This window comes from [Pseudopropionibacterium] massiliense, from assembly GCF_900607225.1.
GTDB lineage: Bacteria > Actinomycetota > Actinomycetes > Propionibacteriales > Propionibacteriaceae > Arachnia > Arachnia massiliensis.
This window is the reverse complement of sequence record NZ_LR027842.1, coordinates 312,417-339,152: the sequence shown is the minus strand read 5'-3', so window position 1 is coordinate 339,152 and position 26,736 is coordinate 312,417. Positions and strand designations below refer to the sequence as shown.

The window sequence follows — 26,736 nt, the reverse complement described above, 5'->3', positions numbered from 1 at the left end:
ACCTACGAAATAGTAGACCCCGAACCGACGGCACCATCAAGGTGGGACAGTTTGATCTCGGCGATAAACTCACCCTCAAACTCAAGAACGAACAACTCGTCACCGAATTCATCAAGAAAGAAGCATAATGATCAGACCCGCCCCGCAGGATTTCATCACATGGACCAACACGCTCCTACAGTTTCCATGACCCATCCAAGTCAACGATCTCACTCCCTAGATAGTGTCGTGCAGTGTACGGTTGTGGGAAGCGACATGCATGCGCGAAGATGCGGGAAAACTACCGGTTGCGCTCTGTTGGTCCGGCGCAGTTAAGCCGGACCAACAGAGCGCAGATGTCTCAGCCCCGGTCAAGGGGATCCATCAGCATCAGGGGACTTCCCAGTATTCGATGGTACCGGCCGTCACTCCATTTTGAACGACCTTCACTGCGAGCTCGGGGAAGAACTTTCCTGCATCCGGGTCACCTGGATGGCACACGCCATCCGATTCGCCGACCGGTTTGGCCCACACATATGCGTCAGCATGGGCACCGGTGGTATTGCTCGTCGGCCGCGTTCCCACGGCGGCGGTCGGGTTGTTGCAGGTCAGGAACTTCCCGCCTGGGTTGGAGTCGTCCTGAAGGGCAACACCATTGCGGCTGGTGTCGACTACGTAGTGCTTTCCGGCAACGCCCTTCGCTTCGAGGGTCTTGACAAACTGTTCGGCCCACGCCTCTTCGACAGGGGTCGTGCCGGACGAGGAGACGTTCATGGCGAAACCGCGCATGTACTTGATGCCTCCATCGATCACGGCATCTGCAGCCGCCTCCTGATCGAGCTGACCGGAACCGGCATGGATGTAGAGGGCGGCGTTGGGGTTGTTGGCCTGGAACTTCTGCCCGACATAGGTGAGCAGCGGGGCCCGCTCTTTGCGGATCTCCGCTTTGCCGCAGTAGCCGATCGCGTCGGGTTCCACGATCACCATGACGGTCTGGTCGCCAACCATGGCCGAAACCCGGTCGATCCACGCCTTGTAACTCTCAGCGTTCTTGTGACCACCGGCCGAGAGAGAGCCGCAGTCGCGTTGGGGAATGCCGTACAGGGCGATCTGGGCAACCTGGTTGGCTTCCTTGGCCTTGGCCAGCGTGTTCTTGAGTCGTGTGTCTGCATCTGATGACACACCGTCATACCACACCACGCTGGGGGTGTAACCGATGTTGTAGAAGGCGCGTTTTTTCGCCGAGTCAGTCTCGGACCCATACGCCCAGTAGGCCGCGGTACTGGTCGGCAGATAAGGGGTGCCGGTCGCTGCGGCGGGCTTCCCGTCGCTGGGGGCAGCCGGTGCGCTGGGCACATTCCAGCGAATGGCTGCATTGCCCCACACTGCGCCGGTCGTCGTTGAGGTGTTCGCGCCGTCGGTCGCGGTCTCCCATGTATTACCGGCATCCACGATGGCGTTCTTGATGGTCAAGTCGACACCATTCCCGCCGCTGACCGACTGAACCCACAGGTTCCGGTCTCCGGTCTGGTTCATGGCGTCATTGCCGAAGAACAGGTCAACACTGTCGGTGCTCTTCAGGTCTGCCGTCAGTGAAACCTCGTAAACGGTGTAGTCGGTCGAGTTGACCGTGAAACGGCCTTGGTCGACGCCGTTGACCCTCACTTGGAAATCGGGGCCTGCACCATCGCTGAGAGTTGCTTTCGCAGTCACGCTGAGGGTGGGGGCGGCAGTTGCGGTCGGGGTGAAGACCGGCAGCGCCATGGACACCGTTGAGGAGCCAACCACCGCAACGGCAAGACTGGTTTTTCTGAGGTGTGAAACAGTCATGATGCCATCATGCCTCACGAAGGGTTCATGAAAGTTACTCGACATGCCATGGATGATGAATGGCGAGGTCACACCCCGAAAATTTGGGCACCCAGACGGATGCAACGGGACCGTTGGTGTTGCTGGGGCGGAGGCAGCATAGATTAGAGAGTTCTCATGATTGCCTGTTATCGATCGGCGCCGCGCGGTCGATCGGCCTCCAGCATGGGACAAGTTGGAGGAAATTGATAATTTCACCAAGGAGATCACGGACGGGGCCGTGAGCGGTTGCAGGAACGTGATACCGTCAGCTGGGGAGGTTTGGTGTCAAGTGGTGCTGCCGAGTTGAATGATCATCTCGTGTCCTGCGTGACGGCCGGGAAGAAAGCCTGGGGAGAGCCATTCCTACTGGAGGCCGGGGATGGCCCCGGCGTAACGTGGAGATTCCCCGGAGACATGTTCACCCAAGTAACGAGCGGGAGATGGAGTGTCTTGTCTCAGTTCTTCACACCGGAGGGGCGGAGGCAGTTCCTCTAGAAGACTCGAGTTTCACAAGAGCGCGAGACTCTGGGGTTTGATCGGAATCAGTAACCGACCCCACCGAAATCGCTGCTTCACGTTTTGATGCGATCTACACGTAAAGGAGTTTCACGAACATGACATGGGATGATTTTGAAAAGAAACCGTTTTCGAGGGTGTCGGATGGTTTGCGTAAAAGGGGTTGGGCTGATCTGAAGGAGATTGGCTGTGGCCAAGCCTACTGGGAGCAGTGAGTCGTTCAGCCGGGCGGGTGAGCTGGGGCGGGAGCTGATTGATGATCGGCTGCTGGGGTGAGTTGTTGGCTTCGGCCAGTGAGCGGGGGATCGCTTTGACCGGGGAGGGTGGGTTGTTTCCCGAGCTGGTCAAGGCGGTGCAGGGTACGCGGGATGCAGGCCTGGGTTGACCGAGCACCTGGGCTATGAGAAACACGACCCGGCCGGGCGGGGTTCGGGAATGCTTCCGTAACGGTACCGTGCCGAAGCGGATTGATACCGAGGTGGGGCTGGTCGGGTTGGATCGACCCAGGGACCGTAATGGCTCGTTCACCTCGCGGTTGGTGCCCACCGGTGAGCGGAGGCTGGGTGGTCTTGATGACATTGTCATCAGCCTTTATGCGGGCCGGTGTGACGATCCGTGAGATCCAGCATCACCTCGCCGCGACACTGGGCACTGAGTTGTCCCACGAGAGCATCAGCAACATCACCGAGGCCGTGATGGGCGAGGTCACTCAATGGCAGGACCGGCCTGTGGAGGTGTTCTACCCGGTGATCTTTCTGGGCGCTCTGGTGGTGAAGGTCCGGGACCAGAGCCGAGACGGTGAACCGCCACGCCCACACTGCGGTCGAAGTCGATACCGAGGGTGTCAAACACGTGCTCGGGATCCGGGTCCAGGCCGCTGAGGGTGCGAAGTTTGGGGCCAGCATGTGCTCAGCTGGCCAACCGCGGTCTCAAGGATGTGTTGATCGTCTGCTGTGACGGGTTGACCGGTTTCCCCGAAGCGATCGAGGCCGACCTGGCCCGGATCCCTGGTCCAAACCTGCGTGGTGCATCTGATCCGGGCTTCCATGCGCTACGTCGCCTACACCGACCGGAAAGCCGCCACAGCGGCGTTGAAACCGAACTGGAACGGCTGTTGACGCTGATGCCGCGCTGGCAACCCTGGCCGGTGTTCGCCAACTCGCACCTTGGGGTAGGAAGTACCCGGCCGCGGTAGCGACCTGGGAGAACGCCTCGGTTCCGGTTCATCCCGTTCCTTGACTTCGGTCCCGCCACGAGGGAGGTGATCTACACCACCAACAGCATCGAGTCGTTGAACTACCAGCTGCGCAAGATCACCCAGGAACCGCGGCCAGAGCCCTCAACGAACTCGCCATCCGCTACCCCGAACCAACTAAACCCAACCATTTACACAAACAACTTGACAAGCTCGAACAAGGCAGAAACCCGCGCGCTGATCTCCTCGATCCAATCGTTTATGGCCGCCTACCAGCTACCAGAAGTCATTGTGGTTGCCGATGCCGGGATGATGTCCGATGCCAACCTGAAAGCCTTGGCCGGAGCGGGGCTGAAGTACATCATCGGACACCGGATCCCCGAGGTCCCCCATGTTGTCGAGCAGTGGCAGCACAAGCACCCGAACCGGGAACCCGCTGATCAGCTGGTACTGGCCCAGCCGTGGTCCCGCGGGCCTGCCGCAGGTTGAAAGGCATCGATACGCAGATCCGCAAAGCCCAAGCCGCGATCAAAGGCCGTACCCCGGTCAAGCGCAACCGATTCATCAAACTGGTCGGCGCGACCACATCCCTGAACTTGGAGTTGGAGTACAAGGCCCGCGCTCTGGCCGGATGGAAGGGCTACATCACCACCATCGACAATCCCACCCCGGACTTTGTGATCGGCGCCTACCACCAGCTCTGGCAGATCGAGAAAAGCTTCTGGATGTCCAAGCCCGACCTCGCGGCCCGACCCGTCTACCACCACATCAAAGACTCGATCGAAGCCCACCTGGCCATCGTGTTCGTCGCCCTCACCCGCTACCTCGAAGCCGTCACCGGCACCGCACTGCAGCACCTGGTCCGCAGCCTACGGCGCTACCGCACCATCGGAATCCAAGCCGGCGACCACATCATCACGCCTGAAGACCCTCTCCCACCCGAGATCCAGGCCTGGCTAGACACGATCCACGGCAGGACCCAGCGCACTAAATGAGCCAAGTCGGGTATCACCTCGGCCAGCAGGGCTGAAACGCCCTCTGCGCGGCGAAAAGAAGGGTTCCGCCGCGCATCTGGAGGTTCACAGCCGGACGCGTGGGTCCGGCTTACCGGGGTAGTTGAATTCGTAGATCATGTCCCCGGCCTCCCGGTGGCTGGTCCCGTCCGGACCGGTGACGGTCAGCGTCGCGGTGGCCGTGTAGCGCATGTAGGTGGGCCGGATGCCCAGGGCGTCGTACCTCGCCCGCTGTTCGCGACCCGACATCCCGCCGTAGCGGTCACCTCCCTCGGCGTCGCCGTAGACGTCACGGAACTCGATGACGTCGCGTCGCTCGACCTCGAAGGTCACGGTGGTCCCGTCATCACCGCGGAAGGTGTAACGGCTCCGCTGGGGATAGTCCTTGCCGGTGACGTCGTCGTGGTAGGTCACTGTTTCACGCCGGGCCGGGTCCCGGTTGTCGAAAACCACCTCTCCGGTGGCGTTGTCCATGACGCCAAAGATAGGGACGCTGGCGAACCCGAAGCGTTCGGATGCGGTGAAGTCGTAGATGACCGCCGTGTGACGCTGGCCGTGGAAACGCCCCCACAGCCAGTGGTGCCACGCCGCGAAGGGGTGGATGTTCATCCACTGGTGGTCGTGATAGCCCTCCCCTGCGACGTCCCAGGTCCGTCCTCCTGCGGTCACGGTTCCCGTCACGACGCAGCGGGGCACCGACATGTCCGTGTAGTAGAACTCGTCACCCTCGCCCAGCGCCACGTGGGCGGTGCCACCCGCCCGGTAGGGCTTGACCATGGCGTGATAATGCAGTCTGACGCCGATGCCGTTGACGGGCTCCACGACGACGTCGTAGTCCGTCAAATCCCCGGTGACCGAGTGCGGACCGTAGACGACGTGGCAGCGTTGCGTGGACATCTCGCAGCCGGCGGGGTCGACCTGGATCATGTCGACGTATTCCTGCCCATCGGGCGTCGTGATGTTGACGTTGAGATTGGGGCTGGAGGTTTCCAGCCCCATGTCGGCGGGCATCTTCGGGCGGAACCCGACGACGACGGTCGTGCCGTCGTCCATGGCCGCGTCGAAGTACCAGACCTCGTTGTGCATGGGCAGGTCGGTGTCCCGCCGGCCGTCCTCCCACTGCTGGACGAGCCCGGGAACCAGGCCCAGTGATTCCATGTCGGAGGGCGTGGACATCAGTCGTGCGGTACTCATGGGTGTCTCCTTCGCGCTTGTTCTCCGCTTGTTCTCCGGGTTCGCGGCCCGGTCAGGCCCCAGTGCGACGTGCGGCGGCTGCCAGGCGCGCTCCGTTGCGGAACTCGACGGCGTAGTGGCGCAGGTGCTCCTCGACGTCGGAGGCCGGCGCCGCCTGCGGGTAGAAGATCCACAGGTCCGCGACCATGCCGTCGTCGGTGTCCTTGAACTGCTGGACCACGTAGCTCTGGACCGTCTCGTCGTCATCCAGCAGCCCGCGGCCAACGGTGCTGACGTCGTAGGAGGGGTCCATGTGGCTCCTGACATCCTCGGGGGCCTCCTCCGGGTCAATCACGGACACGTGGGTCAGCGTCGGGGAACCTCCCATCGTCTCGACGACACCGACGCTGCCCGCCGCCAGGCCGTAGTGCTCCGGGTGGCTGGGGAACAGGAACTCCAGGCTCGCCGCCTCTCGCGCCTCGGCCGTACCGCCTGCGTCCTTCATGAGGCGCGAGACCATCGAGAACAGCTCTTTGACGGTGATGCCGGTCAGGGTCAGCAGCACGTGCCCGCCGCGAAAACGGCCCTCGGATTCCGAGGCATAGCGCCTGTAGCGGGAGGTGGACGCGTCCACCTGATCGGCGATGAGATCGAGCATGGGCCTGCCGTTGAGCAGCGTGCGCAGGTTGCCCAAGGCCCGCCGCGAGGCGGCGAGTTCCCAGCCGTCGATGGTCGCGTCGTCAGCGTCCCCGATGTCGGTGGCGGCCCGGACCTGGATGTCCTGGTTCGTGGCCAGGATCTCGTGCACGGGGAGATTCATGATGTGCCTTCTTTCGTCGTTCTTTCTGCGTGTGTTCTTGCGGTTGGTGGTCGCGATCAGAGTCCGGTGTGCTCGGCGAAGGGAGCGGTACCGGGATACATGAACTCGTAGATGAGCTGGCCGCTGCGCTCCTGGACGACGTCCCGGTGGGTGAGGCGCAGCTCACCCGCGGCGCTGTAACGGGCATAGGTCGGGTAGACACCGGCTTTCGCGAGCTTCTCCCAGGCCTCCTGCGGCATGTGCTCGCGAGCATCGAAACGGTCGATGACGCGGTCCGCGCGCAGGTCGTACACCACCTGGGTGCCGTCGTGGTCGAAGACGTAACGCGTAGAACGCGGGTAGTCCTTGCCCGAGGCCTCGTCGTGGTGGATCTCCCGCAGCTCGCACCCAGCCAGCTCACCGGTGTTCTCGAAGACGAGATTTCCCTCAGCGTCCTGGATGAAGCAGATCGGGAACCGGGTGAAGCCGTAGCGCTGGGAGGCCACCAGGTCGAAGACCAGGATTGAATAGTCCTCGAAGCCTTGCCGCGCCCACAGCCAGTGATTCCACAGCGCAAGATAGTTGGTGGTGCCCCATTGGTGGTCGTGATAGCCGCGGCCGTGGACCTCCACGACCCGTCCATCCACCGTCAACGTGCCGCTGACCTCAGCCTTCGGCACGGCACACAACCAGGTGAAGTAGTCCTCGTCGCGCTCTCCGAAACCGAAATAGGCGGTGCCCGGGCGGTAGGGCTTCGACTGGCTGGTCACGTGCAGGTCAGCGCCGACGCCATCAATCGGGTCCACCCGGATGTGGTAGGTGCGCAGGTCCCCCTCGAAGCGGTGCGGGCCGATGCGGACGGCGGCCCGGCCCTCGCCCCAGTCGGTCTCCGTCAGGGGGCGTTCGTCGGCGCGCTGGTAGAGGGTGCCGTCGGGCAGCGTCACCTTGATCGTCGCCGTGGGATGGTCGACGGCGTCGTTGACGGTGTCCTTACTCTTGGTGAAGAACTGGATGACCGTCTGGGTACCGTCGTCCAGGATCGCGTCGAAATACCACCATTCCCACGCTCCCGGCCCGGGTTCACTGCGCCTTTGGTCCTCCCAGACCTGAACCTCACCGGGCTGCACGCCGAGGCGTGCGTAGTCCTCGGGGGTGTCCATGAGTCGCACTGTGTCCATGGCTTGCTCCTCCGTTCAGTCGCACCCAATTTATGAGTGCGGATCGTATCCTCACTAGATACGTATCGTATCTTAATTCGCGTTGGCACGTTCCACAACCCACTACCCTTGGGACCAGCGAGAGGAAGCATCATGACCACGACCACACCGCGCACCCATTCCAGACGCCGCGCCGACGACCTTCTCGCGGCCATCGACCACGCGACCCGCGCCGAGCTGGAGGATCGCGGATACCAGGGCGTCACCTTCGACGGGGTCGCGCGCCGCGCCCGCACCAGCAAACCGGTGCTCTACCGGAGGTTCCCGACCCGCGCCCGCCTGGTGGCCCACGCCATGGCGGCCGAGCTCGCAGCGATCCCTATCCTGGAAAGCTCCGGCTCACTGCGCGAGGACCTGTGCAACGCGTTGGCGAGTCTCCTCGGGCCCGCCCGGAAACTGTCGCCGGGTACGTTGCGCGCACTCCTGGGGGAGGCCGACCCCGAGCTCATGGAGGACATGGCCGCTAGCGGCTCGGCCCCGGTCAGGAAGTCCCTCGGCACCGCCATCGCGGCGGCCCGAGACCGCGGCGAGCTGGGACCGGCACACATCCCCGAGGAGGCGGTGCTCGCCCCGGTCGGCCTGCTGCGCTCCGAACTGCTCCAACGCGACGTCAGCGACGATTTCCTCGACCGCGTGGTGCGCAACGTGGCAGTTCCTCTGTACACAACCCTGTCCCACCGGGGAACGGGGCCAGGCGCTCCCGGATGAACCGAACCAGCCGGGCGGGCCGCCCCGCGTCCACCGCACACGGCGCCGGACCCCACGGGGCACGACGATCACCACGGCGGGTGCTGCTCGTCACCACGCTCACACATCGCCGGGGGTGGCCTCGGGTAGGCGTCGCTGGATCGCCAAGGAGATCAGCGCCGCCGTGACCTGTTGGAACAGGGTGGAGATGATGACGGGAAACATCGTCGCCGCGGGAAAGAAGGCCGCGGCAATCACCGCGCCGGCGTTGATGTTGCGCATCCCCGACCCGTAGATCATCGCCACCGTGACCGCCCTGCCCTGCCCCGTCAGGCGCGCCGCCAGCCACCCGAACCCGTAACCGGCCAGGGAGATCAGGAACATGACGCCCGTGATCACCAGGAGCATCGGATCGAGAGTCCTCACGATCGGCGCGATGCGCGTCGAGGACGCCAGGATCACCACGACGATCCCGCACTTCACCACCATCTGCAGCCACGGAATGACCCTGCCACTCACCCTGCCGCCCGTCGCCTCGTTGAAAACGACGGCCAGCACCGACGGCGCCAGCACCATCACCACCATGCTGCGCATCAGCTCACCGGAATCCACGGAGACGTGGGCGCCGGTCAGGAACTCCACCCCGAAGGGCAGCAGGACGGGGGTCAGCACCGCATCCACGAACACGGCGACGAGCCCGAGCGTCAGATCACCCCCGCAGATCGCGATCCACGCGAACCCCGCGCTCGCCGTCGGCACGAGGAACTCCAGGACCATGCCCGCGGCGATGTCGGGGCTGCCCGCGAACCCCAGCCGGGCCACCGCCCACGCGACGACGGGCATCACGACGTGAAGGATCACAAGAACCAGGAGCAGCGGCAGCGGATGACGAAACGTCTCGACAATGCTCCTGGCCCTCAGGGTCGAGGAGCCGGCGAAAACGATGATGAAGAAAACCGGCGCGATGGCGGGCAGCAGGATCCCGAACTGCCCGGGAAAAAGCACCGCGACGACGATCGCCAGCGGGACGACGAAAGGCATGAACGCCGACAACCGGCGGTTGAGTTGGTGCGATGTCATGATGGTGACCCCATCCTTGCACGCCGACCGCTGGAAGTCGCAGGGGGTTGGAAATGTCGCGCCGGATCCCAGAGACCCGTCGACGGCTCTGCTTGTCGGCCGCCGGATGGTTTCGACACGGGCCGCTCCTTCATCGCAACCCGGCTCAACCGGCTCTTCCCCGGCCTCCCGGGTCCGTGCCGGTAGTTTGGGGGCATGTCGCTACCCGAAGAGCTGATCACCGACCTCGACGTGATCCGAACCACCCCGGTGCACGGTGGGGACATCGCACGGGCCTACCGGCTCGACACCCCCTCCGGGCCGGTGTTCCTGAAGACACACCCCTCCCCCACCCGGCTGCTGTTCGAACGCGAGGCGCGCGGCCTGCGGGCTCTGCGGGAGGCCGCACCACCGGAGCTGCGGGTCCCCGAGGTACTGGCCGCCTCACCCCACGGGTTGGTGCTCGAATGGATCGACGAGGGTGGTCGCGGATCTGCCACCGAATCGGCGCTGGGCGTCGGCCTGGCCCGGCTGCACAGCCTGCCCGCACCCCACTTCGGTGGCCTCGACGGCGACACCTCGGGATATCTGGGTTCCGTCGAGGTGGACCTGACCCCCGCATCGTCGTGGTCCGAGTTCTACCTGGAACGCCGGGTACTGCCACTGACCCGGCGTGCCGTCGCGGAGAAACGGGTGCCGGCCGATGCCCTGCGCCTGCTCGACGTCCTCTCCTGTCGCGTCGACGAGCTGTGCGGCCCGCCCGAACCCCCGTCGCTGGTCCACGGCGACCTCTGGGCGGGCAACCGCCTGGTGGACGTCGGGGGCGTCAACTGGCTCATCGACCCGGCCGCGCACTACGCACACCGCGAGTTCGACCTGGCGATGATGGCGCTGTTCGGCGGCTTCGGCGCGGAGGCGTTCGCCGCCTACGACGAAACCCACCCGCTGGCCGACGGCTGGCAGGAAAGGATTCCCTGGCACCAACTGACCCCGTTGCTGGTGCACGCCATCCTGTTCGGCGGCGGCTACGGCGCCTCCGTGATGTCGACGCTGCGACGCCTCGCCGCCTGAGACGCGGTGTGGACACCCATCGAAGTTGGTTGAGCCGGGCCGCGACGAAGGAGCAGCCCGAGTCGAAACCACAGGAAACCGAACAACACACCCGACCTCAGGTCTTCACGCACAGTCACCATGGTTTCGACACGACCCACTCGCTGACGCTCGCAGGCCGGCTCAACCAGCTTCGGGGCGGGACGGTTTCGACACGACCCACTTGCCGACGCTCGCAGGCCGGCTCAACCAGCTTCCGGGCTCGGTGAACCGGTGGTGGAGTAGACATGGGGACATGATCAGTGGAAAGTACGGTCGTCGCGCCCTGCTGTTCGGTGTCGGAACGACAGCCGGAGCGCTCGTTCTCGGCTCCCGAGGCCAGGATGACGCCACAGCCTCGCCTCCATCCGCCACCCCCACCGCGTCCGGCCCCCTCTCACCGACCCCGACGTCCCACATCCCTCCGGAGGCCACTGCCCAGGCCGATCCCTTCCGTCCCGTGTATCACTACACCCCCGCCAGCGGGAACCTGGCCGATCCCAACGGCCTGATCCTCCACCAGGGCGAGTACCACCTGTTCCACCAGCAGGACGGCACCTGGGCGCACGCCGTCAGCCCCGACATGGTGCACTGGGAGCGGCTGGGCACCGCCCTCGAACACGACGCCCTCGGTCTTGCGATGTCCGGCAGCTGCGTCGACGACGGCGCCAACACCTCCGGCCTGGTTCCGGGCGGGGGAATGGTTGCGATCTACACCTCCACCGAGGGCGGCGAGGCGCAGTCCCTGGCATACAGCACCGACCGCGGCCGCTCCTGGAAACGGTACGACGGCAACCCCGTCATTCCGAACGAGGGACGCAAGGATTTCCGCGACCCGAAGGTCTTCTGGCACGAACCCACCAAGTCGTGGGTGATGGTGGTCTCCCTCGGCGACCGCATCGCCGTGTACCGCTCCGGTGACCTGCGGTCCTGGACCCACGCCAGCGACTTCGGGGAGGGAAAGGGATCCCACGCCGCAGTGTGGGAGTGCCCCGACCTGTTCCCCATCGACGACGTCTCCACCGGGCAGACCCGCTGGGTGCTGACGATGTCGATCGGCGACAACGCCGAGACCCACGGCTCCACGGCCCAGTACTTCATCGGCGACTTCGACGGCTCCACGTTCTTCCCCGAGGACGACCGGATCCGGTTCACCGACGCCGGGCAGGACTTCTACGCGGCCCAGACCTTCGAGAAGGTCGAGGGACGCCGCATCTGGCTGGGATGGATGGGCAACTGGGCCTACCCCTACTCGATGCCCACCGAGGGCTGGAAGAACCAGATGAGCATCCCCCGCGAGTTGACGCTGACCACCCGGGACGGGGTACGGCTCCTGCTGCAACAACCGGTGAAGGAACTGGATGCGCTCCGGGGCCGGGCAGCGGACATCGGCGGGGTGTCCGCCACGGACACGACGACCCGACTGGGCACCGGCCGGGTCGTGGAACTGGACCTGACGCTGGACGTCTCCGGGGCGAGCGACGCATGGCTGAGCCTGTGCCGCGGCGAGATCGACGGCACACTCCAGGATGTGCGGGTGGGGGTGATGCCCGCCGAGGGCATCTTCTACCTCGACCGCACCGCCGGTGGCCTGGCGACCGTTCCGGGACGTGACGGTGGAACGGCACAGTTCGCCCTGAGACGTGAGGTCGCCTACCACCCCGTCGACGGCAGGGTGCGGCTGCACGTCTACGTCGACCACTCCAGCGTGGAGGTCTTCGTCGACGACGGCGCCCCGGTGGGCTCACTGCTGGTGTTCAATGATTCCCGGGCCCAGGAACTCGCCCTGGGTGCGAAGGGTACTGCGACGGTGATCTCGGGGGCCGTGACCCCGTTGTCACTCTGATACGCGTTGATGTGGGCGGCCGGGATCCGGGCAGACGGATCCCGGCCGCTTCCGGTTGCTCGTGGTCCCGCCGCGACGGCGCCAGAACCGAGGATGCGGGGTGGTTCCGCGGTCGGACGATGCCGAGAGCCACCGCGGGAACCACCCACCGTCAGGCCACGAGTTTCCGGTTTCTGAGCCGCAGCACGACGTCGGCGGCCCTGGCCACCTGTTTGCTGTGCGTGACGACGATCACGCATTTCCTCTCGTCGTGTGCGGCGGTCCTGAGGATGTCGATGATGTCCTTGGCGGTGTCCTCGTCGAGGTTGCCCGTCGGTTCGTCGGCGAGGATCACGGGGGCGTCGGAGACCAGGGCCCGGCCGATCGCGACCCGCTGCTGCTGCCCGCCCGAGAGTTTCATGACGTTGCGGTTGATCTCCTCCTTCTCCAGGCCCATCCTCTCCAGCACCTCGGCGTCCGCCCGGTGATTCACCAGTCGGAGGTTCTCCAGGGGAGTCAGGTAGTCGATCAGGTTGTAGTTCTGGAACACCAGCGACACGTTGCGTTTGCGGTGTTTCGGAAGTCCCTCCTCCGAGATGTCCTTCCCGTTGCAGAGGATTTTCCCGCTGGTGGGGACGTCCAGCCCCGCGAGCAGCCCGAGCAGTGTGGACTTGCCCGCCCCGGAGCCACCGAGAATCGCGTAGAACTTGCCCTCCTCGAACTCGATGGTGACGTTTTCGAGGAGTTTCCGTGCCATTTTCTCGTAGGCGTAGTTGACCTTTTCCAACGCGAGAACGCTCATCTGTGAATTCCTAACTCATCTTGGAGAGAATCTGCTTCGGCCTGAGCCGCAGCATCGGGATCATTGCGACCACCGCCGACAACAGGACGACGGCGTAGCCGAGCAGCCAGGCGCGTCCGAGGTCGAACACCGTGGCGGCGGCGAAACCGGGGGGTGAAACGTTGAGACCGGAGCGGCCGTCCTCCGTTCCCGCGGCCTGCCCGACGACGAACTCACCGAGCATGCGGGAGACCTGCCCGGAGGCGAGGGCCCCCAGGACGCCCGCGGCGAGTGCAACCACGGTCAGCTCCATCAGGAACTGCGCGAGCAGCCTTCCCTTGGACGTGCCCACCGACAGTAGGATCCCGATCTCGTGGATCCTTCCCCGCACCCAGAACACGAGCACGAACACCAGGATCGCGACACTCGCGAGGCTCACTCCCGCCAGCATCAGGTTGAGCAGCCCCTCGACGGTGGCGATCCCGGAGAGCACCCCGGCGAAGGATTTGGCGTTGTCCTCCACCTGGAGGGTGTCCCAGGGCAGCGTCAGCCCCTTGGCCCGGGTGATCGTCGCGTTCAATTCGTCGGCGCTCGTGACCAGGTAGTGGGCCTCGGTGAGTCCCTGCCCGGCGGCGAGTTCCCCGCTGGATGCGAGGTCGGTGTAGAAGGTGTTCTCCGCCATTTCCGCCGGCAGCGACGCCTTCTGGTTGGTTCCGGTGAACAGGCCGACGATGGTCACGGTCACGGATTTCCCGTCGCGGTTCAGCGTGACCCGGTCCCCCACCCTGAGGCCGTTCTTCGCCGCCAGTTCCTGATGGACGATCGCGGAGTTCTGGTCGCCGTCGGCGACGTGGCGGCCCTCGACGAGGGTGTACTGCTTGGCGGCGAACCCCTGGATCAGGTCGCTGCGGGTCACCCCGCTCACACCCGCCTCGGGCGCCACGTCACCGGAGAGCTCCACGCCGCTGGTGGGCATCTCGACGAGCTTGAGGCCCGAGGGCGTGGCGGTGAGGTCACGCACGTAGTTGTGGGCGGTGACCCCCTGCACCCCGGCGACGGACTGCGCGTCGGCCGGGCTCAGGTCCCCGCTGCCGGGGCGGACCACGAATCCTGCGGGCACCCCGCGGCTGACGTTTTCCCGGAGGGCCTGCATGGAGCCGCGGACGCTGGCCTCCGCCACCAGGGCGGTGAAGATCACCGTCATGATGAGCAGCAGTACCACGCTCTTCCCGACTCGCCTGCTGACCGACAGCCAGGCGCGTTTCAGCAATGACATCGCAGGCACCTCAGGACAGCTGGGTGAGCAGGGCCTTGGGCCTGGCCCGCAGGACCGGGATGGATGCGATCAGCACCGCGACGCACACCAGCGCCAGCGAGATCCCACACACCAGGGCCCACTGCCCGGTGTCCAGCATCACCTGGACGTGGTCGAGGGTCTTGCCCGACAGGGCCGACTCGTTGTCGGCGCCGAGGCCGCCGCCACCGAGCTGCGCGGCCATTTCCTTCGACGTCGACTTCGCGGCCTGGGAGACCAGCTGGTTGCCGATGAACTGGGCCGCGCCCTGGGCCGCGAACCACGCCGCCCCGAAGGCCGGGATCGCTATCAGCACCAGCTCCAGGATGTGCTGGGTCACGATCCCCGGTTTCGAGGCTCCCACCGCCAGGAGGATGCCGGTTTCGCGCCGCCTCTCCCGGGCCCACAGCCACAGCACCAGGGAGAGCACCACCACGCCGAAGACGACCGTGGCCACGACCATCGTGTCGACGAGCCTGTAGATGCTCTGCACCGTGCCCGTGACCCCCGCGAGGATCTGGTTGGTCTTGGAGAGTTGGAAGTTCTTCCAGTCCACCCCCAGCTGACCGGCCTGCTTCATCACCTCGTCGAGTTTTCCGGCGGATTCCACGAAGAAGGTGGCGTCGGTGTAGATCTCCTTGCCGTCCTCGTACTTGGCGACCTGTTTCGCGGTGGTCACGTCGGTGTAGACGGTGTTCTGCACCAGCTCGACACGCGTCCGGGCGGCTTTGATGTTCTCACCCGAGAACAGGCCGACGATCTCGACCTCCACCTCCTCGGTGGACTTGTTCACGTTGTCGGCGTCGTTCGGGTTCCCCTTCAATTTGAGTTTGTCGCCGATCTTCAGACCGTTCGCCTTGGCGAGGGCCTCGTGAATGATCGCCTTGTTGACGTCGGACTCGTTGACGTGGCGTCCCTGGCTCAGCTTCAGGCTGCCGGAACGGAAGTTCACGTCCAGTTCGGTGTTGTTCTCCCCGTAGCCGCCCACCAGGTTCCCGAAGAGTTTTTCCTTCTGGGCGTCGTAGTCGTGCTGGGAGTTGGGCAGTTTCAGCGGCGTCGCCCCCACCAGGTCGGCGGTCAGCGACATGCGGCGGAGGTGGTCACTCACCCCGGGCACGGCCTTGACGGCGTCGATGTCGGCTGCCTTGACGACACCGTTGCCCCGCGGGGTGCCGGAGTTGTTCTTCCGGTTGTTCTCCAGGGTGAAACCGGCCTTCAGCTGCTGACCGACCTGTGACGCCGCCGCGTCGGTGGAACCCTTCACGGCAATCATGCTCAGCATGACCGTCGCCAGACAGAGCAAAATACCGAACATTATCAACGTCTTCAGTTTTTTCCGCACCACGAAGCGCCACGCACAGGTCAGGGCCCGCATATTCGTTTCTCTCCCGCTCACTCCCGGGTCGCGCGTTTCAGAACGCCCTGATCCACGCGACCTCCATCAGCCGCACAAGTCGGCTCCGACAGATTCCAGATCCGCGTGCGTCTCCTCCACGGACATTCGTCGAATGTGCGCCTCCGGGATTTCCCGGGCATTCTCACATCCCATCGGGACAGAGGAATTTTCTTCGGTCCGCTGACCCGGTCATCCCGCTGGTCGGAATCGCTCACGATCTGGCTGGGAGCCTAGCACCGCATCCGGCTGTCGAATCAGGGACGAATAGAACACCCGAATTGCCTTCTACAACCCAGGTCTTGCCCCGTTGAACCCCGATGAACCGGGGCCCAGCGGCCCCTCGGGGACAGGTCGCCCTCCGTCGCGACCGACAAGGGTCGGACCACGGTCGGAGTCGCCCCGCAAAACCGGGTCGACAGACCGATTCACCACGGCCAGCGGTCGGAGAAGAACATGCGTAGGGCTCGCGAGATTTCACACCACAAGCCGGTCGAACCGGGCCGCGAGCGCCCCTCCCCGAAGCCGGTTGAGCCAGCACGTGAGCGCCAGCGAACGGCTGAGTCGAAACCGCCCGGAAGCCGACAAACAGATCCGACCACAAGCTCCCAGAACACGCGCAAGAGGTTTCGACACGATCAGCTCGCAGAGCGAGCAGGCCGGCTCAACCACCTTTGGGGTGGGACCTCACATGCGGTCGGGAGCCTCGATTCCGAGGAGGTGGAGGCCCTGGGCGAGGACCTCGCGGGTGGCGGCGGCGAGTGCCAGGCGCGAGGAACGCACCTCCCCCTCGGAGCGCAGCACCGGGCAGGCCTCGTAGAAGGCCGAGAAGGCCCCGGCCAGTTCGTAGAGGTATCCGCACAGCTTGTGGGGGGTGAGGGCCCGGGCCACCTCGTCGACGACCTCACCGAAACGGCTCAGCACCAGCGCGAGGGTCTGCTCGGCCGGTTCCTCCAGCACCACGACCGCACCCCAGCCGATGTTCTCCGCCTCGGCCCTGCGCAGGATCTGGCAGATCCGGGCGTGCGCGTACTGCAGGTAGGGTCCGGTGTCGCCGGTGGTCTGCACCATTCTTTCGGCGTCGAAGACGTAGTCCTTGTGGATCGCACCCGACAGGTCGGCGTACTTGATGGCCGCCAGGGCGATCTCGGGCGAGGCCTCCTGCTCCGCCAGGTCGAGCAGGCTCGTCAGCGACACCGTCCCGCCGTCGCGGGTCTTGAACGGGCGCGAATCGGGACCGAGCACCATGCCGTAGCCGACGTGCTGGGCCTCGACGTCGTCGGGCAGGTAGCCGGCCTTCCGGGCGGCCTCGAAGAGTTCCTGGAAGTGCTGCGACTGACGCACGTCGGTGACGTAGATGATCCGGTCGGCCCTCAGTTCGCGCACCCGGTGCCGGATGGCGGCCATGTCGGTGGTGTCGTAGCCGTAGCCGCCGTCCGATTTGCGGATGATCAGAGGCGCGTCGAAACCCTCGACCCACAGCACCAGCGCCCCGTCGTCGACGACGGCGATGCCGCGCTCGGCCAGGTCGGCGGCCACCTCCGGGAGGGCGTCGTTGTAGGTCGACTCGCCCGCCAGGTCGTCGTCGGTCAGCAGCACCCCGAGGCGTTCATAGGCGGCGTTGAAACCTGCCAGGGACACCGCGATCAGCTGCCGCCAGATCGCCAGGGTTTCCTCGTCACCGCCCTGCAGCTTCACGACGCGCGCGCGGGCGCGGGTGGCGAAATCGGGGTCGTCGTCGAAGTGTTTCTTGGAGTCCTTGTAGAGCTGTTCGGCCCCGGGAAGGTCGAGGGCGGTGACGTCGATGCCCGCTTCGATGATGTGTTCGACCAGCATCCCGAACTGGGTGCCCCAGTCGCCGATGTGGTTCTGCGGGATCACCTCGTGTCCGAGCGCGGTGAGGACCCGGTTGAAGCAGTCGCCGATGATGGTGGTGCGCAGGTGCCCGACGTGCATCTGCTTGGCGACGTTGGGCGCCGAGTAGTCGATGACGACCCGCTGCGGGTGCGAGGTGCGGCTCAACCCGTGGTGGGGGTCCTCCAGCACGGCGGTGGCCGCCTGGGCCAGCACGTCGGCGCGGATCCGGAAGTTGATGAATCCCGGCCCGGCGATCTCCAAGGGCTCGCACAGGTCGGAGACGTCGAGCTGCTCGACGATGCCGGCCGCAACCTCCCGGGGAGGGCGTTTCTGCTCCTTGGCGAGGCGCAGCGCCACATTGGACTGGAAGTGCCCGAACTGGGGTTTCGTGGCCGGCCGCATCTCCGGGTCCACCCCCGTAACGGCGCGCAGACGGGCATCGAGTAGGGCAGGCAGCGATTGCATGGGGGACATTCTCTCACCCTTCACCAAGGATGGTGACGCCCTCTTCCACCAAGGTGTTCAATTGGGGTCATGACAAGCGCTCCGCCCATCGCACTGAACGACGGCCACTCCATCCCCCAGCTCGGCCTGGGGGTGTGGCAGATGACCGACGACGAAGCCACCGCCGCAGTCAGCCACGCCCTCGAGGTGGGGTACCGGCACGTCGACACCGCCGCCATCTACCGCAACGAGGTGGGTGTGGGACGCGCGATCGCCGCGTCCTCGCTGCCACGCGACGAGATCTTCGTCACCACGAAGCTGTGGAACAAGGACCAGGGGCGTGACCTGGCCCGACCCGCCCTGGAACAGAGCCTCGAGAAACTCGGCCTCGACCACGTCGACCTGTACCTGATCCACTGGCCCTGCCCCGCACGCGGCACGTACGTGGAAAGCTGGGAACAGCTCATCGACTTCCGTTCCGAGGGGCTGGTCCGCTCCATCGGGGTGTGCAACTTCCTGCCCGAACATCTCGACACCATCGTCGACGAGACCGGCATCACCCCGGTGGTGGACCAGATCGAGCTGCACCCCACCTTCCAGCCCGACGACCTCATCAACCACTGCGCGGACCTGCGGATCGCCGTGGAGAGCTGGTCGCCGCTGGGGCAGTCCGCCGACCTGGAGGATCCCGTCGTCCTCCGCATCGCCGAAAGGCTGGACGCCACCCCCGCGCAGGTCGTCATCCGGTGGCACCTGGACCGCGGGTTCGTCGTGATCCCGAAGTCGAAGACCCCCGAACGGATCGAGTCGAACTTCGCGGCCCTCGACGTGAAACTGTCGGCGGAGGACCGCGCCGCCCTCGATGCGCTCAACGTCGGCAACCGTCTCGGGCCCGACCCCGCCACCCTGGAGATGGTCTGAGGGTCACCCCGGGCCGATCCCCGGCCTGAAGCCGGTTGGGCCGGGCCGCGAGGAACGAGCATGCCGGCTCAACCAGCTTCACGGGGGTTCGACACGACCGTTTCGGGCCCGGCCGTGGAAGCCCTGAGGGCATCACCCGCTACCCTCAGCGCATGCGGATTGCGGTGATCGGTTGCGGCTACCTGGGTGCGGTGCACGCGGCCTGCATGGCGGAGATCGGCCACGACGTCGTGGGACTCGACGTGGACGGGGACAGGGTTTCCCGGCTGGCGCGGGGCGAGGCGCCGTTCCACGAGCCCGGTTTCCCCGAGATCCTGACCCGGGGTGTCGCGGCCGGGCGGCTGGAGTTCACCACCGACCCGGGACGGCTCGCCGACACCGACCTGGTGTTCATCGGGGTCGGCACCCCGCAGCTGCCGGGCAGGCTCGGAGCTGACCTCGGCCAGGTCGACGCGGCCATCGACACCGTCGTCGAACACGTCATCCCCCGGCCCGGCTCCCAGGTGCTGGTGGCGGGCAAGTCGACGGTTCCGGTCGGCACCGCCCAGCGACTCACCGAACGCCTGAAGGCCAGCGGCAAGGATCTCCTGCTCGCATGGAACCCCGAGTTCCTGCGCGAGGGACACGCCGTCACCGACACCCTCCACCCCGACCGCATCGTCTACGGCCTGCCCGAGGACCGCTCGGCCGGGGAGCGCGCCAAGGCGATCCTCGACACCTGCTACGCGCCGATGCTGGCCGAGGACATCCCCCTGGTGGTGGCGAACCTTCCCACCGCCGAGCTGGTGAAGGTGGCGGCCAACGCCTTCCTCGCGACGAAGATCTCCTTCATCAACGCCATGGCGGAGCTGTGCGACGCGACCGGCGGCGACGTCACCCGACTGGCTGAGGCCATCGGTCACGACGACCGGATCGGGGGCAAGTTCCTCCAGGCGGGTATCGGTTTCGGTGGCGGCTGCCTGCCGAAGGACCTGCGGGCCTTCATGGCACGAGCCGGGGAACTCGGCATCGACCAGGCCCTCACCTTCCTGCGCGAGGTGGACGCCATCAACCTGCGCCGCCGCGACCACGCCGTCACGCTCACGGAGAAAGCGGTGGGGGGACGGCTGGCGGGCCGCAGGATCGCGGTGCTCGGAATCACCTTCAAACCCGACACCGACGACCTGCGCGACTCCCCCGCTCTTGACATCACCTCCCGGTTGTGGGCGCGCGGCGCGGACGTGCGGGTCGTGGACCCGGCGGCCGGGCCCGAACTGCGCCGACGCCAACCCGAGATGCGGGTCTGCGACACCGTCGAGGAGGCCCTGACAGGGGTGGATGCGGTGCTGCTGCTCACCCCGTGGAAGGAATTCCTCCGTCTGGACCCGGTGGAGCTGAGAGGAATCGTCGCCTCCCCCGCCATCATCGACGGCCGGAATGTGCTCGACCCCGCGCTGTGGCAGGAATCCGGTTGGAGATATTACGGAATGGGCCGAGGAGTCTCCATCTGGTAACCGATCTGGTGGTTTCCTGCCGTCCGAACGGCCATATCTGAAGGTTTCGGTGCGTCCCGGCTTGACATCCCCCCGAGATCGGTCAAAGTATGTTTGCGTACTCAAATTCTTTAAGGAGACACAATGACCAAGCGTGAACTGATCCAGGCCATAGCGGCCAAGGCCGGGCTCACCAACGCACAGGCCGAGGCCGCGCTCGACGCGTTCGGTGCCGTTATCACCGAGGCGCTCGTCGCCGACAAGAAGATCCAGCTTCCCGGTGTGTTCACCGCTTCCACCACGCAGCGCGCCGAGCGCGAGGGACGCAACCCCTCCACCGGCGAGGCCATGACCATTCCGGCTCGCCGCGTCGCGAAGTTCACCCCGGCCAGCGCTCTGAAGAACGCTCTCTGATTCTTCTTCGCACGGGCTGCATGAAGTGCCCCACCCAGCCGGGTGGGGCACTTCTCATTTGCTTGCTGCACACATCAGCAATGGTTTACGCAGGATTCAGCACCCCAGGCGGCTCGTGAGGACCCGGCCCCCTTTCATGACTCCTTCGCCGTGGCGAGAAATTCCCGGCGACGCCGACGAAGCCGAAGAAGTCCGAATGCCATGTCCCAGACATCCGATGTTCTGATCCGGGTTCTGCCGCTCGCGTGACCGGCGTGGAGAACAACGGGAACTTCGACGACACGTTTCCGGTCCAGCTGCGCCAGGTACACAATTTCCGTGCTCGTCAGATAGCCGCGTTCCCGGAGGAACGGAATACGACGTCGCAACCATTCCCTGTCCACGAAAAGGGTTCCCTGACAGTCCCCCACGGTCATGCCCAGGATCACCCGCCGCAGGAGACGGTATCCCCACGACATGACGGTTCGCGGGAAAGACCTGGGAACAGTGCTGTCCGGGTGGGCCTTCGAACCGATCACCAGGGCAGCCGGGTCGCCGACCGATTCCCAGGAACGAATGTCGGTGACGCCGAAGGGAAGGTCGTCGGCGGTGAGAAGAACCACGTCGCCCCTCGCCTCCGAGACCCCCTTGAGGTAGGCGGCGCCGAGCCCCACATCGGATCGAAGAACCCGGACGGGAAACCCCCAGGAACCTCGGACGAGGTCCTCGGCGACCTCCCAGGTGTCGTCGGAGGACCCGTTCTCCACGATGATGACCTCGATGTCGTCACGGCCCAGTTCCCGCGCAAGTTGCCGCAGCGTCTCCCGCAGGCGCGGACCGCTGTTGTGCGCGGGCACCACGATGGACAGCCCCGGCATGACGTCACTCACCCGCGCCGACCTCCACCGGATCCGACTTTCCCGTTGCGGGCGAGCGCCTCGCATACACCCAGTGTTTGTAGGCGAAGTAGTTCCACGCGGTGGTGATGGCGGTGGCGACGAGCTGGGAGGAACCCAACCCCAGGCCGAGAAGGTCGTGACACACGGTCACGACCAACGCCACGACGACGGAATTGAACGCGACGAGAACCGAATAGCGAAACAATGACGCACGCACCGATGCCTCGGAACGGAAGGCGAACAGACGCTGCAGACAATAGGTGAAGAAGAAGGACGCCCAGAAGGCCAGCAGCGCGGAGAGGCTCGTGGGAAGCCCGAGAAACTCCCGGAAGACGTTCAGGAGCAGAACGTTGAAGGCGAAGGCCAGGCCCCCGGCCACCAAATAGCGCAATGCGCCACTGTTGAGGATCCTGGAAATACTCAAATCAATCCTTCGCCAAGGCCCCCGGCCCGATCTCCCAGCGGAACGACGACCAAGTCTAGCCCAGTCCCACGGACACGGGCCCCGTCAGTCCGATCACGGGTTGGTGATGTGAAGGTCCCGGGGCAGGTCGTGGTAGATCTTCAGGGCCTCCTCGTAGCGGGGCATGAGGAAGGCGAAACCGTAGGACATCTGTGGGGCCGGGAGGTTGGTGGATACGACAACGCTGCTGCCCGGCGCCGCGGCCTTCAGGGGCTGAATGATCTCGGTCTCGACGAAACGCTGATTGGCCTGCAACCCCACCCATGCGCTGTCGGCCCAGATCACCGCGGGCAGCCCCAGCAGCACCCAGGTGACCCCCACCAATCCGGCACGCACCCGACCCACCAGCTCCCGGGTCAGGGCGGACACCAGTGACAGCACGGTGATGAACAGCAGCGCGGCCGGCAGGAAGTGAACCCGATCCCCGGACGCACCGCTGCCGAGGACGAACACGTTGGAACCGACGAATCCCGCCCACGACATCACCGGGACCCACCCGAGTCGTTCGCGATCATGAGCCAGCGCCACCCACACCATCAGGAACACCACGGGCAGGGCCACCAGCAGCAGCGTCGCGAACGGCACCATCCCCGGGGGCAGCATCTGCCCGGCATCATCACCGGCGGGCGCACGATGGGTGTAGAAGCCGACGACCAGACCGAGGAGGCCCACCCCCACGGCCGCCGCCGACGGCACCCGGTGCCGACCTCGCGTGGTCACCGCCAGCCACACCAGCACCACGGCCAGCCCCAGCCAGATCCAGGCCGTGCGGCTCCACAGCACGGTGAAGGAGACGGCGACGGCGTGCAGCAGCTGCTCGACCGTGGATCCCGCCTCCGCGACGGCCGTGACGCGTCCGCTGCGCAGCCACAGACCGGGGGCACACATGTGGGCGGCGAACGCTGCCAAGGAGGTACCGGTCAGCGCCCACGCCTTGCCGGACAGTCTGCCTCGGGCGGTGACGATCACCACGAAGGCCACGGCCGCCAGCGCACCCGAGACGACCTCGTGCAGCGAATCGGTCAACGCCAACCCGGCGGCGGTGAGGATCACCCACCGCCATGGCGGGTCGTCACCGTCGAGGATCCGAACCATGCCGGCCAACCCCGCAGCCGCCGCACCGAGAGGCAGGACGTAGTTCATGGCCCCCGCCGTCCAGAACACGGCGTCGCCGGAGAACGAGGGGTTGAGCCACAGCAGGAAGGGAATGACCAGCAGCCCCACCGGGTAGAGCCATGCGCGATCCCCGCGAGGGCGGGTGGCCGCCAGCCAGGCACCCACGGCCAGGCCGGTGGCTGTCAGCATCAGCGGGGCGAACAGCGGATAGAACCACGGGCCGGGACGCAGCACGGCGCGCAGCAGGCTGTCGGAGGTGCGCCCGTTGACCTCACCCCACTCGTGGGCCAGGAACCTCAGCCAGTCGCCGAACGAGAACCTCCCGGCGACGTCCCCTGCCTGCGTGATCAGGAGATAGTCGTCGCCGGACATGAACCACCAGCGATGCAGCAACCACCAGGCCAGCACGCTGGCCCCGGCCGCCCCTGCGACGAGCCACCGGGACCGGGAACCGCACGCGTCAGGTTCAGCGGACGTCAACGAACTGATTCGTGGCGGCCGACTCGATCATCGCCTCGCAGACCCGCACCACCTGGGCTCCCTGCTCCAGCGTGACGACGTCGGAGTCCCGTCCGAGGACGGCGTCGCGGAAGTTCTCGTGTTCGGTGCGCAGCGGCTCCGGTTTCGCGATGGCGAAACGCGTCACGTCGCCCTCGGAGACGCCGCGGAACTGGGCGATGTCGTCCCACGTGGTGGCGATGCGGCCGTTGGCGTAGAAGGTCAGGTCAGCGGTGAGAGTGTCCGCCTTGAACATGCCCTTCTCACCCGTCACGATGGTCAACCGCTCCTTGTCGGGGGTCAGCCAGTTGACGAGATGGTTGGACATCAGGCCGCCCGACAGCTGGCAGGTGGCCGAGACCATGTCCTCGTACTCGCGTCCCGCCTTGAACATGGTGCGGGCCGCCACCAGCTCGTAGTCGCGCTGCGTGACCCACGCGGTCAGGTCGATGTCGTGGGAGGCGAGGTCCTTGATGACCCCGACGTCCGCGATGCGCGCCGGGAACGGCCCCTGACGGCGGGTGCAGATCTGGTACAGGTCGCCCAGCTCGCCCGCCTCGAGGCGTTTCCGCAGTTCCTGCAGCGCAGGGTTGTAGCGCTCGATGTGGCCGACGGCCCCGACAAGCCCCTTCGACGCGAACGCCCTGACGAGGCGCTGGGCATCCTCGAAGGTTTTCGCGAGGGGCTTCTCGATGAGCGCGTGCACGCCGGCCTCGGCCACCTTGAGGCCGATCTCCTCGTGGTACATGGTGGGAGCCGCGATCACGACGTAGTCGAGGTTCTGCCCCAGCAGGGCGTCGATGTCGGGCAGGACTGGCAGCCCCTCGGCGACGCCGTGCGGGTCGCCCTGGGCGTCGGCCACCGCGACGAGGTCGACCCCGTCGATGGCACGCAGGTTGCGGGCGTGGTGACGCCCCATCATTCCGAGGCCGATGAGGCCGGCACGCAGGTTGCTCATCAGGCACCGGCCTTCGCGAGGGTGTTGACGGCGTTCACGATGCGCTCCAGGTCCTCCCGGCTCAGCGACGGGTGCACCGGCAGCGACAGGCACTCCTCGGCGGCGCGTTCGGTCTCCGGCAGCTCGACGGGCGACTGGAAGGGCTTCAGGCGGTGGTTCGGGACGGGGTAGAACATCCCGGAGCCCACCTGGTACTCCTCCTTCAGGGCCTTCGCCAGGCCGTCGCGGTCCTCGGGGACGCGGATCGTGTACTGGTGGTACACGTGGACGGCGCCGTCGGCCACCGGCGGCGGGGTGACGCCCTCCAGGTTCACCGACAGGAACGCGGCGTTCTCCTGGCGGGTCCTCGTCCAGGCGTCGACCTTCGTGAGCTGCACCCGGCCGATGGCGGCGTGGATGTCGGTCATGCGGTTGTTCAGGCCCACGACCTCGTTGTGGTACTGCTGCAGCATCCCCTGGTTGCGGTACAACCGGACGTTGCGTTCGATGGTGGCGTCGGCGCAGGAGACCATGCCGCCCTCACCGGAGGTCATGTTCTTGGTGGGGTACAGCGAGAACATCGCGAATTCGCCGAAGGCACCGACCGGGGTGCCGTTCAGCGAGGCGCCGTGCGCCTGGGCGGCGTCCTCGAACAACAGCAGCGAGTGCGAGTCGGCGATGGTGCGCAGCTTGTCCATCTTGGCGGGGTGGCCGTACAGGTGAACCGGCATGATCGCCTTGGTGTGCTCCGTGATGGAGGCCTCCACGGATGCCGGGTCGAGGGTGAAGTCGTCGGCGGAGATATCGGCGAACACCGGGGTGGCGCCGGTCAGGGCGACGGAGTTGGCGGTGGCCGCGAACGTGAACGACGGCACGATCACCTCGTCTCCCGCACCGATCCCGCAGGACAGCAGGCCGAGGTGCAGACCGGAGGTGCCGGAGTTGACCGCGACGCAGGCGCGGCCGAGCTTGAAGTGCTCGGAGAACTCGGTCTCGAAGGCCGCCACCTCAGGGCCCTGGGCGATCATGCCGGAACGCAGCACCCGGTCGACGGCGGCGCGTTCCTCGTCGCCGATGATCGGTTTTGCAGGGGGAATGAAGGACTGGGTCATCGGGCTTCCTTTACGAGGTTGAGGGTCTCGCCCACCTGCTCGAACTCGTCGCCGGTGTGCGGGTCACGGAATGTGTTGGGACCGGTTTCCTCCAGGGGGAAACCGGAGCGGCCCACCCATTTGATGCGCCGGGCCGGCACCCCGGCCACCAGCGCGTGGGCGGGAACGTCACGGGTGACGACGGAGCCGGCGGCGACCGTCGCCCACTCGCCGATCGTGACGGGGGCGACGCACACGGCGCGCGCGCCCACGGAACTGCCGCGCTTCAGGGTCACACCGACCGGCTCCCAGTCGTGGGCGCTCTTCGATGTGCCGTCGGGGTTGACGGCGCGCGGGAAGGTGTCGTTGGTGAGCACCGCGGCGGGACCGACGAAGACCCCGTCCTCCAGGTGCGCGGGTTCGTAGACGAGGGCGTAGTTCTGGATCTTGCAGTTGTCCCCGACGTGAACGCCGCTGCCGATGTAGGCTCCCCGTCCCACGATCACGTTCTCGCCGATCTCGGCGCCGCCTCGTACCTGGGCGAGATGCCAGATCGACGAACCGTCGCCGATCCGGACGTCGTCATCCAGATCCGCCGACGGAAGAATGCGGGGTTCAGCCATGGGGTCCGCCTCTCAATCACGTGTTTCCGGGTTGCAGTCTAGCCTCAGGAACGCTTCCCGATAACCACGTGAACAGCACCGCGGAGACATCTGCCGGCATGCGGCGCGGCATTTCGGCAAACGACCCGGTGTCCCCATCCGGATTGCGCCG

At 65.9% G+C, this 26,736-nt stretch carries 23 protein-coding genes and 1 pseudogene; 9 read left to right on the top strand and 15 right to left on the bottom strand.

From position 1 onward, the window contains the following. Positions 1 to 369: 369 nt before the first annotated feature. Positions 370 to 1,881 (bottom strand): glycoside hydrolase family 6 protein, encoded by a 1,512-nt coding sequence (locus E0E39_RS01410; RefSeq protein ID WP_130873151.1) that lies wholly within the window; start codon positions 1,879 to 1,881, stop codon positions 370 to 372. A 231-nt stretch (positions 1,882 to 2,112) separates the two neighbouring features. Between E0E39_RS01410 and E0E39_RS16715 the strand changes: the two genes are divergently transcribed. The 3 genes and pseudogenes from E0E39_RS16715 to E0E39_RS01380 all read left to right on the top strand — a co-directional run bounded on the left by E0E39_RS16715 (position 2,113) and on the right by E0E39_RS01380 (position 4,536). After that, complete coding sequence (locus tag E0E39_RS16715; RefSeq protein ID WP_425470581.1) at positions 2,113 to 2,325, top strand: DUF6301 family protein; 213 nt, start codon at positions 2,113 to 2,115, stop codon at positions 2,323 to 2,325. A 277-nt stretch (positions 2,326 to 2,602) separates the two neighbouring features. Next, positions 2,603 to 3,667: pseudogene (locus tag E0E39_RS16225) on the top strand (IS256 family transposase); the annotation flags it as partial. A gap of 359 nt (positions 3,668 to 4,026) precedes the next feature. Beyond that, on the top strand, positions 4,027 to 4,536 hold the full coding sequence (locus tag E0E39_RS01380) for a hypothetical protein (RefSeq protein WP_130873147.1): 510 nt from the start codon (positions 4,027 to 4,029) through the stop codon (positions 4,534 to 4,536). An 84-nt stretch (positions 4,537 to 4,620) separates the two neighbouring features. Here the strand turns inward: E0E39_RS01380 and E0E39_RS01375 are convergent, their stop codons facing one another. From E0E39_RS01375 to E0E39_RS01365, 3 genes are read right to left on the bottom strand one after another with little or no spacing between them, the layout of a single operon-like run. After that, on the bottom strand, positions 4,621 to 5,748 hold the full coding sequence (locus E0E39_RS01375) for a hypothetical protein (RefSeq protein ID WP_130873146.1): 1,128 nt from the start codon (positions 5,746 to 5,748) through the stop codon (positions 4,621 to 4,623). 52 nt (positions 5,749 to 5,800) lie between these two features. Continuing rightward, entirely contained in the window at positions 5,801 to 6,547 is a 747-nt protein-coding gene (locus E0E39_RS01370) for a hypothetical protein (protein ID WP_130873145.1), read from the bottom strand. Between the two features lie 56 nt (positions 6,548 to 6,603). Next, the gene (locus tag E0E39_RS01365) at positions 6,604 to 7,704 is read right to left on the bottom strand and encodes a lipocalin-like domain-containing protein (protein WP_130873144.1); all 1,101 of its coding nucleotides are present in this window, start codon (positions 7,702 to 7,704) and stop codon (positions 6,604 to 6,606) included. Positions 7,705 to 7,836: 132 nt separating this feature from the next. Here E0E39_RS01365 and E0E39_RS01360 point away from each other — a divergent pair, with 132 nt between their 5' ends. Further along, on the top strand, positions 7,837 to 8,451 hold the full coding sequence (locus E0E39_RS01360) for a TetR/AcrR family transcriptional regulator (RefSeq protein ID WP_130873143.1): 615 nt from the start codon (positions 7,837 to 7,839) through the stop codon (positions 8,449 to 8,451). A 99-nt stretch (positions 8,452 to 8,550) separates the two neighbouring features. On the opposite strand, the gene E0E39_RS01355 is transcribed toward E0E39_RS01360, so the two are convergent. Further along, complete coding sequence (locus E0E39_RS01355; RefSeq protein WP_130873142.1) at positions 8,551 to 9,510, bottom strand: bile acid:sodium symporter family protein; 960 nt, start codon at positions 9,508 to 9,510, stop codon at positions 8,551 to 8,553. 195 nt (positions 9,511 to 9,705) lie between these two features. Between E0E39_RS01355 and E0E39_RS01350 the strand changes: the two genes are divergently transcribed. Continuing rightward, entirely contained in the window at positions 9,706 to 10,560 is an 855-nt protein-coding gene (locus tag E0E39_RS01350; protein ID WP_130873141.1) for a fructosamine kinase family protein, read from the top strand. A 274-nt stretch (positions 10,561 to 10,834) separates the two neighbouring features. After that, positions 10,835 to 12,424, top strand: a complete 1,590-nt coding sequence (locus E0E39_RS01345; RefSeq protein WP_130873140.1) for a glycoside hydrolase family 32 protein — start codon at positions 10,835 to 10,837, stop codon at positions 12,422 to 12,424. A 151-nt stretch (positions 12,425 to 12,575) separates the two neighbouring features. Here the strand turns inward: E0E39_RS01345 and E0E39_RS01340 are convergent, their stop codons facing one another. The 4 genes from E0E39_RS01340 to argS all read right to left on the bottom strand — a co-directional run bounded on the left by E0E39_RS01340 (position 12,576) and on the right by argS (position 18,193). Further along, complete coding sequence (locus tag E0E39_RS01340; protein ID WP_130873139.1) at positions 12,576 to 13,205, bottom strand: ABC transporter ATP-binding protein; 630 nt, start codon at positions 13,203 to 13,205, stop codon at positions 12,576 to 12,578. 10 nt (positions 13,206 to 13,215) lie between these two features. Beyond that, positions 13,216 to 14,460 carry an ABC transporter permease gene (locus tag E0E39_RS01335; protein ID WP_130873138.1) on the bottom strand — a complete coding sequence of 415 codons (1,245 nt, stop codon included), beginning with the start codon at positions 14,458 to 14,460 and terminating at the stop codon, positions 13,216 to 13,218. 10 nt (positions 14,461 to 14,470) lie between these two features. Next, a complete protein-coding gene (locus E0E39_RS01330) occupies positions 14,471 to 15,793 on the bottom strand; it encodes an FtsX-like permease family protein (RefSeq protein WP_342770207.1) in 1,323 nt (440 codons plus the stop codon). A gap of 765 nt (positions 15,794 to 16,558) precedes the next feature. Then, entirely contained in the window at positions 16,559 to 18,193 is a 1,635-nt protein-coding gene (gene argS / locus E0E39_RS01325) for an arginine--tRNA ligase (protein ID WP_130873136.1), read from the bottom strand. Positions 18,194 to 18,262: 69 nt separating this feature from the next. Between argS and E0E39_RS01320 the strand changes: the two genes are divergently transcribed. The 3 genes from E0E39_RS01320 (at position 18,263) to E0E39_RS01310 (ending at position 20,979) form a co-directional block, all read left to right on the top strand. Further along, positions 18,263 to 19,093 carry an aldo/keto reductase gene (locus E0E39_RS01320; RefSeq protein WP_130873135.1) on the top strand — a complete coding sequence of 277 codons (831 nt, stop codon included), beginning with the start codon at positions 18,263 to 18,265 and terminating at the stop codon, positions 19,091 to 19,093. A 152-nt stretch (positions 19,094 to 19,245) separates the two neighbouring features. Further along, the gene (locus tag E0E39_RS01315; protein WP_130873134.1) at positions 19,246 to 20,586 is read left to right on the top strand and encodes a UDP-glucose dehydrogenase family protein; all 1,341 of its coding nucleotides are present in this window, start codon (positions 19,246 to 19,248) and stop codon (positions 20,584 to 20,586) included. A gap of 123 nt (positions 20,587 to 20,709) precedes the next feature. Then, the gene (locus tag E0E39_RS01310; protein ID WP_130873133.1) at positions 20,710 to 20,979 is read left to right on the top strand and encodes an HU family DNA-binding protein; all 270 of its coding nucleotides are present in this window, start codon (positions 20,710 to 20,712) and stop codon (positions 20,977 to 20,979) included. 134 nt (positions 20,980 to 21,113) lie between these two features. On the opposite strand, the gene E0E39_RS01305 is transcribed toward E0E39_RS01310, so the two are convergent. The 6 genes from E0E39_RS01305 to E0E39_RS01280 all read right to left on the bottom strand — a co-directional run bounded on the left by E0E39_RS01305 (position 21,114) and on the right by E0E39_RS01280 (position 26,585). Next, entirely contained in the window at positions 21,114 to 21,848 is a 735-nt protein-coding gene (locus tag E0E39_RS01305) for a glycosyltransferase family 2 protein (RefSeq protein WP_130873132.1), read from the bottom strand. Then, the gene (locus tag E0E39_RS01300) at positions 21,841 to 22,281 is read right to left on the bottom strand and encodes a GtrA family protein (protein ID WP_165444589.1); all 441 of its coding nucleotides are present in this window, start codon (positions 22,279 to 22,281) and stop codon (positions 21,841 to 21,843) included. Before E0E39_RS01300 ends, E0E39_RS01305 begins: the two co-directional genes overlap by 8 nt. Before the next feature lie 93 nt (positions 22,282 to 22,374). Further along, entirely contained in the window at positions 22,375 to 23,916 is a 1,542-nt protein-coding gene (locus tag E0E39_RS01295) for a DUF6056 family protein (protein WP_130873130.1), read from the bottom strand. Further along, positions 23,903 to 24,892, bottom strand: coding sequence for a Gfo/Idh/MocA family protein (locus E0E39_RS01290; RefSeq protein WP_130873129.1), 990 nt, complete (start codon positions 24,890 to 24,892; stop codon positions 23,903 to 23,905). The genes E0E39_RS01295 and E0E39_RS01290 overlap by 14 nt, the downstream gene beginning before the upstream one ends. Beyond that, complete coding sequence (locus tag E0E39_RS01285) at positions 24,892 to 25,983, bottom strand: DegT/DnrJ/EryC1/StrS family aminotransferase (RefSeq protein ID WP_130873128.1); 1,092 nt, start codon at positions 25,981 to 25,983, stop codon at positions 24,892 to 24,894. Before E0E39_RS01285 ends, E0E39_RS01290 begins: the two co-directional genes overlap by 1 nt. Next, positions 25,980 to 26,585: an acyltransferase gene (locus E0E39_RS01280; RefSeq protein WP_130873127.1), complete on the bottom strand. Its 606-nt coding sequence runs from the start codon at positions 26,583 to 26,585 to the stop codon at positions 25,980 to 25,982. The genes E0E39_RS01285 and E0E39_RS01280 overlap by 4 nt, the downstream gene beginning before the upstream one ends. Positions 26,586 to 26,736: the final 151 nt, after the last annotated feature.

Coding starts and splice junctions, on each gene's coding strand:
- E0E39_RS01310 (WP_130873133.1), top strand. CDS start 20,710: ATGACCAAGCGTGAACTGATCCAGGCCATAGCGGCCAAGGCCGGGCTC.
- E0E39_RS01345 (WP_130873140.1), top strand. CDS start 10,835: ATGATCAGTGGAAAGTACGGTCGTCGCGCCCTGCTGTTCGGTGTCGGA.
- E0E39_RS01355 (WP_130873142.1), bottom strand. CDS start 9,510: ATGACATCGCACCAACTCAACCGCCGGTTGTCGGCGTTCATGCCTTTC.
- E0E39_RS01335 (WP_130873138.1), bottom strand. CDS start 14,460: ATGTCATTGCTGAAACGCGCCTGGCTGTCGGTCAGCAGGCGAGTCGGG.
- E0E39_RS01375 (WP_130873146.1), bottom strand. CDS start 5,748: ATGAGTACCGCACGACTGATGTCCACGCCCTCCGACATGGAATCACTG.
- E0E39_RS01285 (WP_130873128.1), bottom strand. CDS start 25,983: ATGACCCAGTCCTTCATTCCCCCTGCAAAACCGATCATCGGCGACGAG.
- argS (WP_130873136.1), bottom strand. CDS start 18,193: ATGCAATCGCTGCCTGCCCTACTCGATGCCCGTCTGCGCGCCGTTACG.
- E0E39_RS01340 (WP_130873139.1), bottom strand. CDS start 13,205: ATGAGCGTTCTCGCGTTGGAAAAGGTCAACTACGCCTACGAGAAAATG.
- E0E39_RS01320 (WP_130873135.1), top strand. CDS start 18,263: ATGACAAGCGCTCCGCCCATCGCACTGAACGACGGCCACTCCATCCCC.
- E0E39_RS01350 (WP_130873141.1), top strand. CDS start 9,706: ATGTCGCTACCCGAAGAGCTGATCACCGACCTCGACGTGATCCGAACC.
- E0E39_RS01365 (WP_130873144.1), bottom strand. CDS start 7,704: ATGGACACAGTGCGACTCATGGACACCCCCGAGGACTACGCACGCCTC.
- E0E39_RS01280 (WP_130873127.1), bottom strand. CDS start 26,585: ATGGCTGAACCCCGCATTCTTCCGTCGGCGGATCTGGATGACGACGTC.
- E0E39_RS01360 (WP_130873143.1), top strand. CDS start 7,837: ATGACCACGACCACACCGCGCACCCATTCCAGACGCCGCGCCGACGAC.
- E0E39_RS01370 (WP_130873145.1), bottom strand. CDS start 6,547: ATGAATCTCCCCGTGCACGAGATCCTGGCCACGAACCAGGACATCCAG.
- E0E39_RS01290 (WP_130873129.1), bottom strand. CDS start 24,892: ATGAGCAACCTGCGTGCCGGCCTCATCGGCCTCGGAATGATGGGGCGT.
- E0E39_RS01330 (WP_342770207.1), bottom strand. CDS start 15,793: ATGTTCGGTATTTTGCTCTGTCTGGCGACGGTCATGCTGAGCATGATT.
- E0E39_RS01315 (WP_130873134.1), top strand. CDS start 19,246: ATGCGGATTGCGGTGATCGGTTGCGGCTACCTGGGTGCGGTGCACGCG.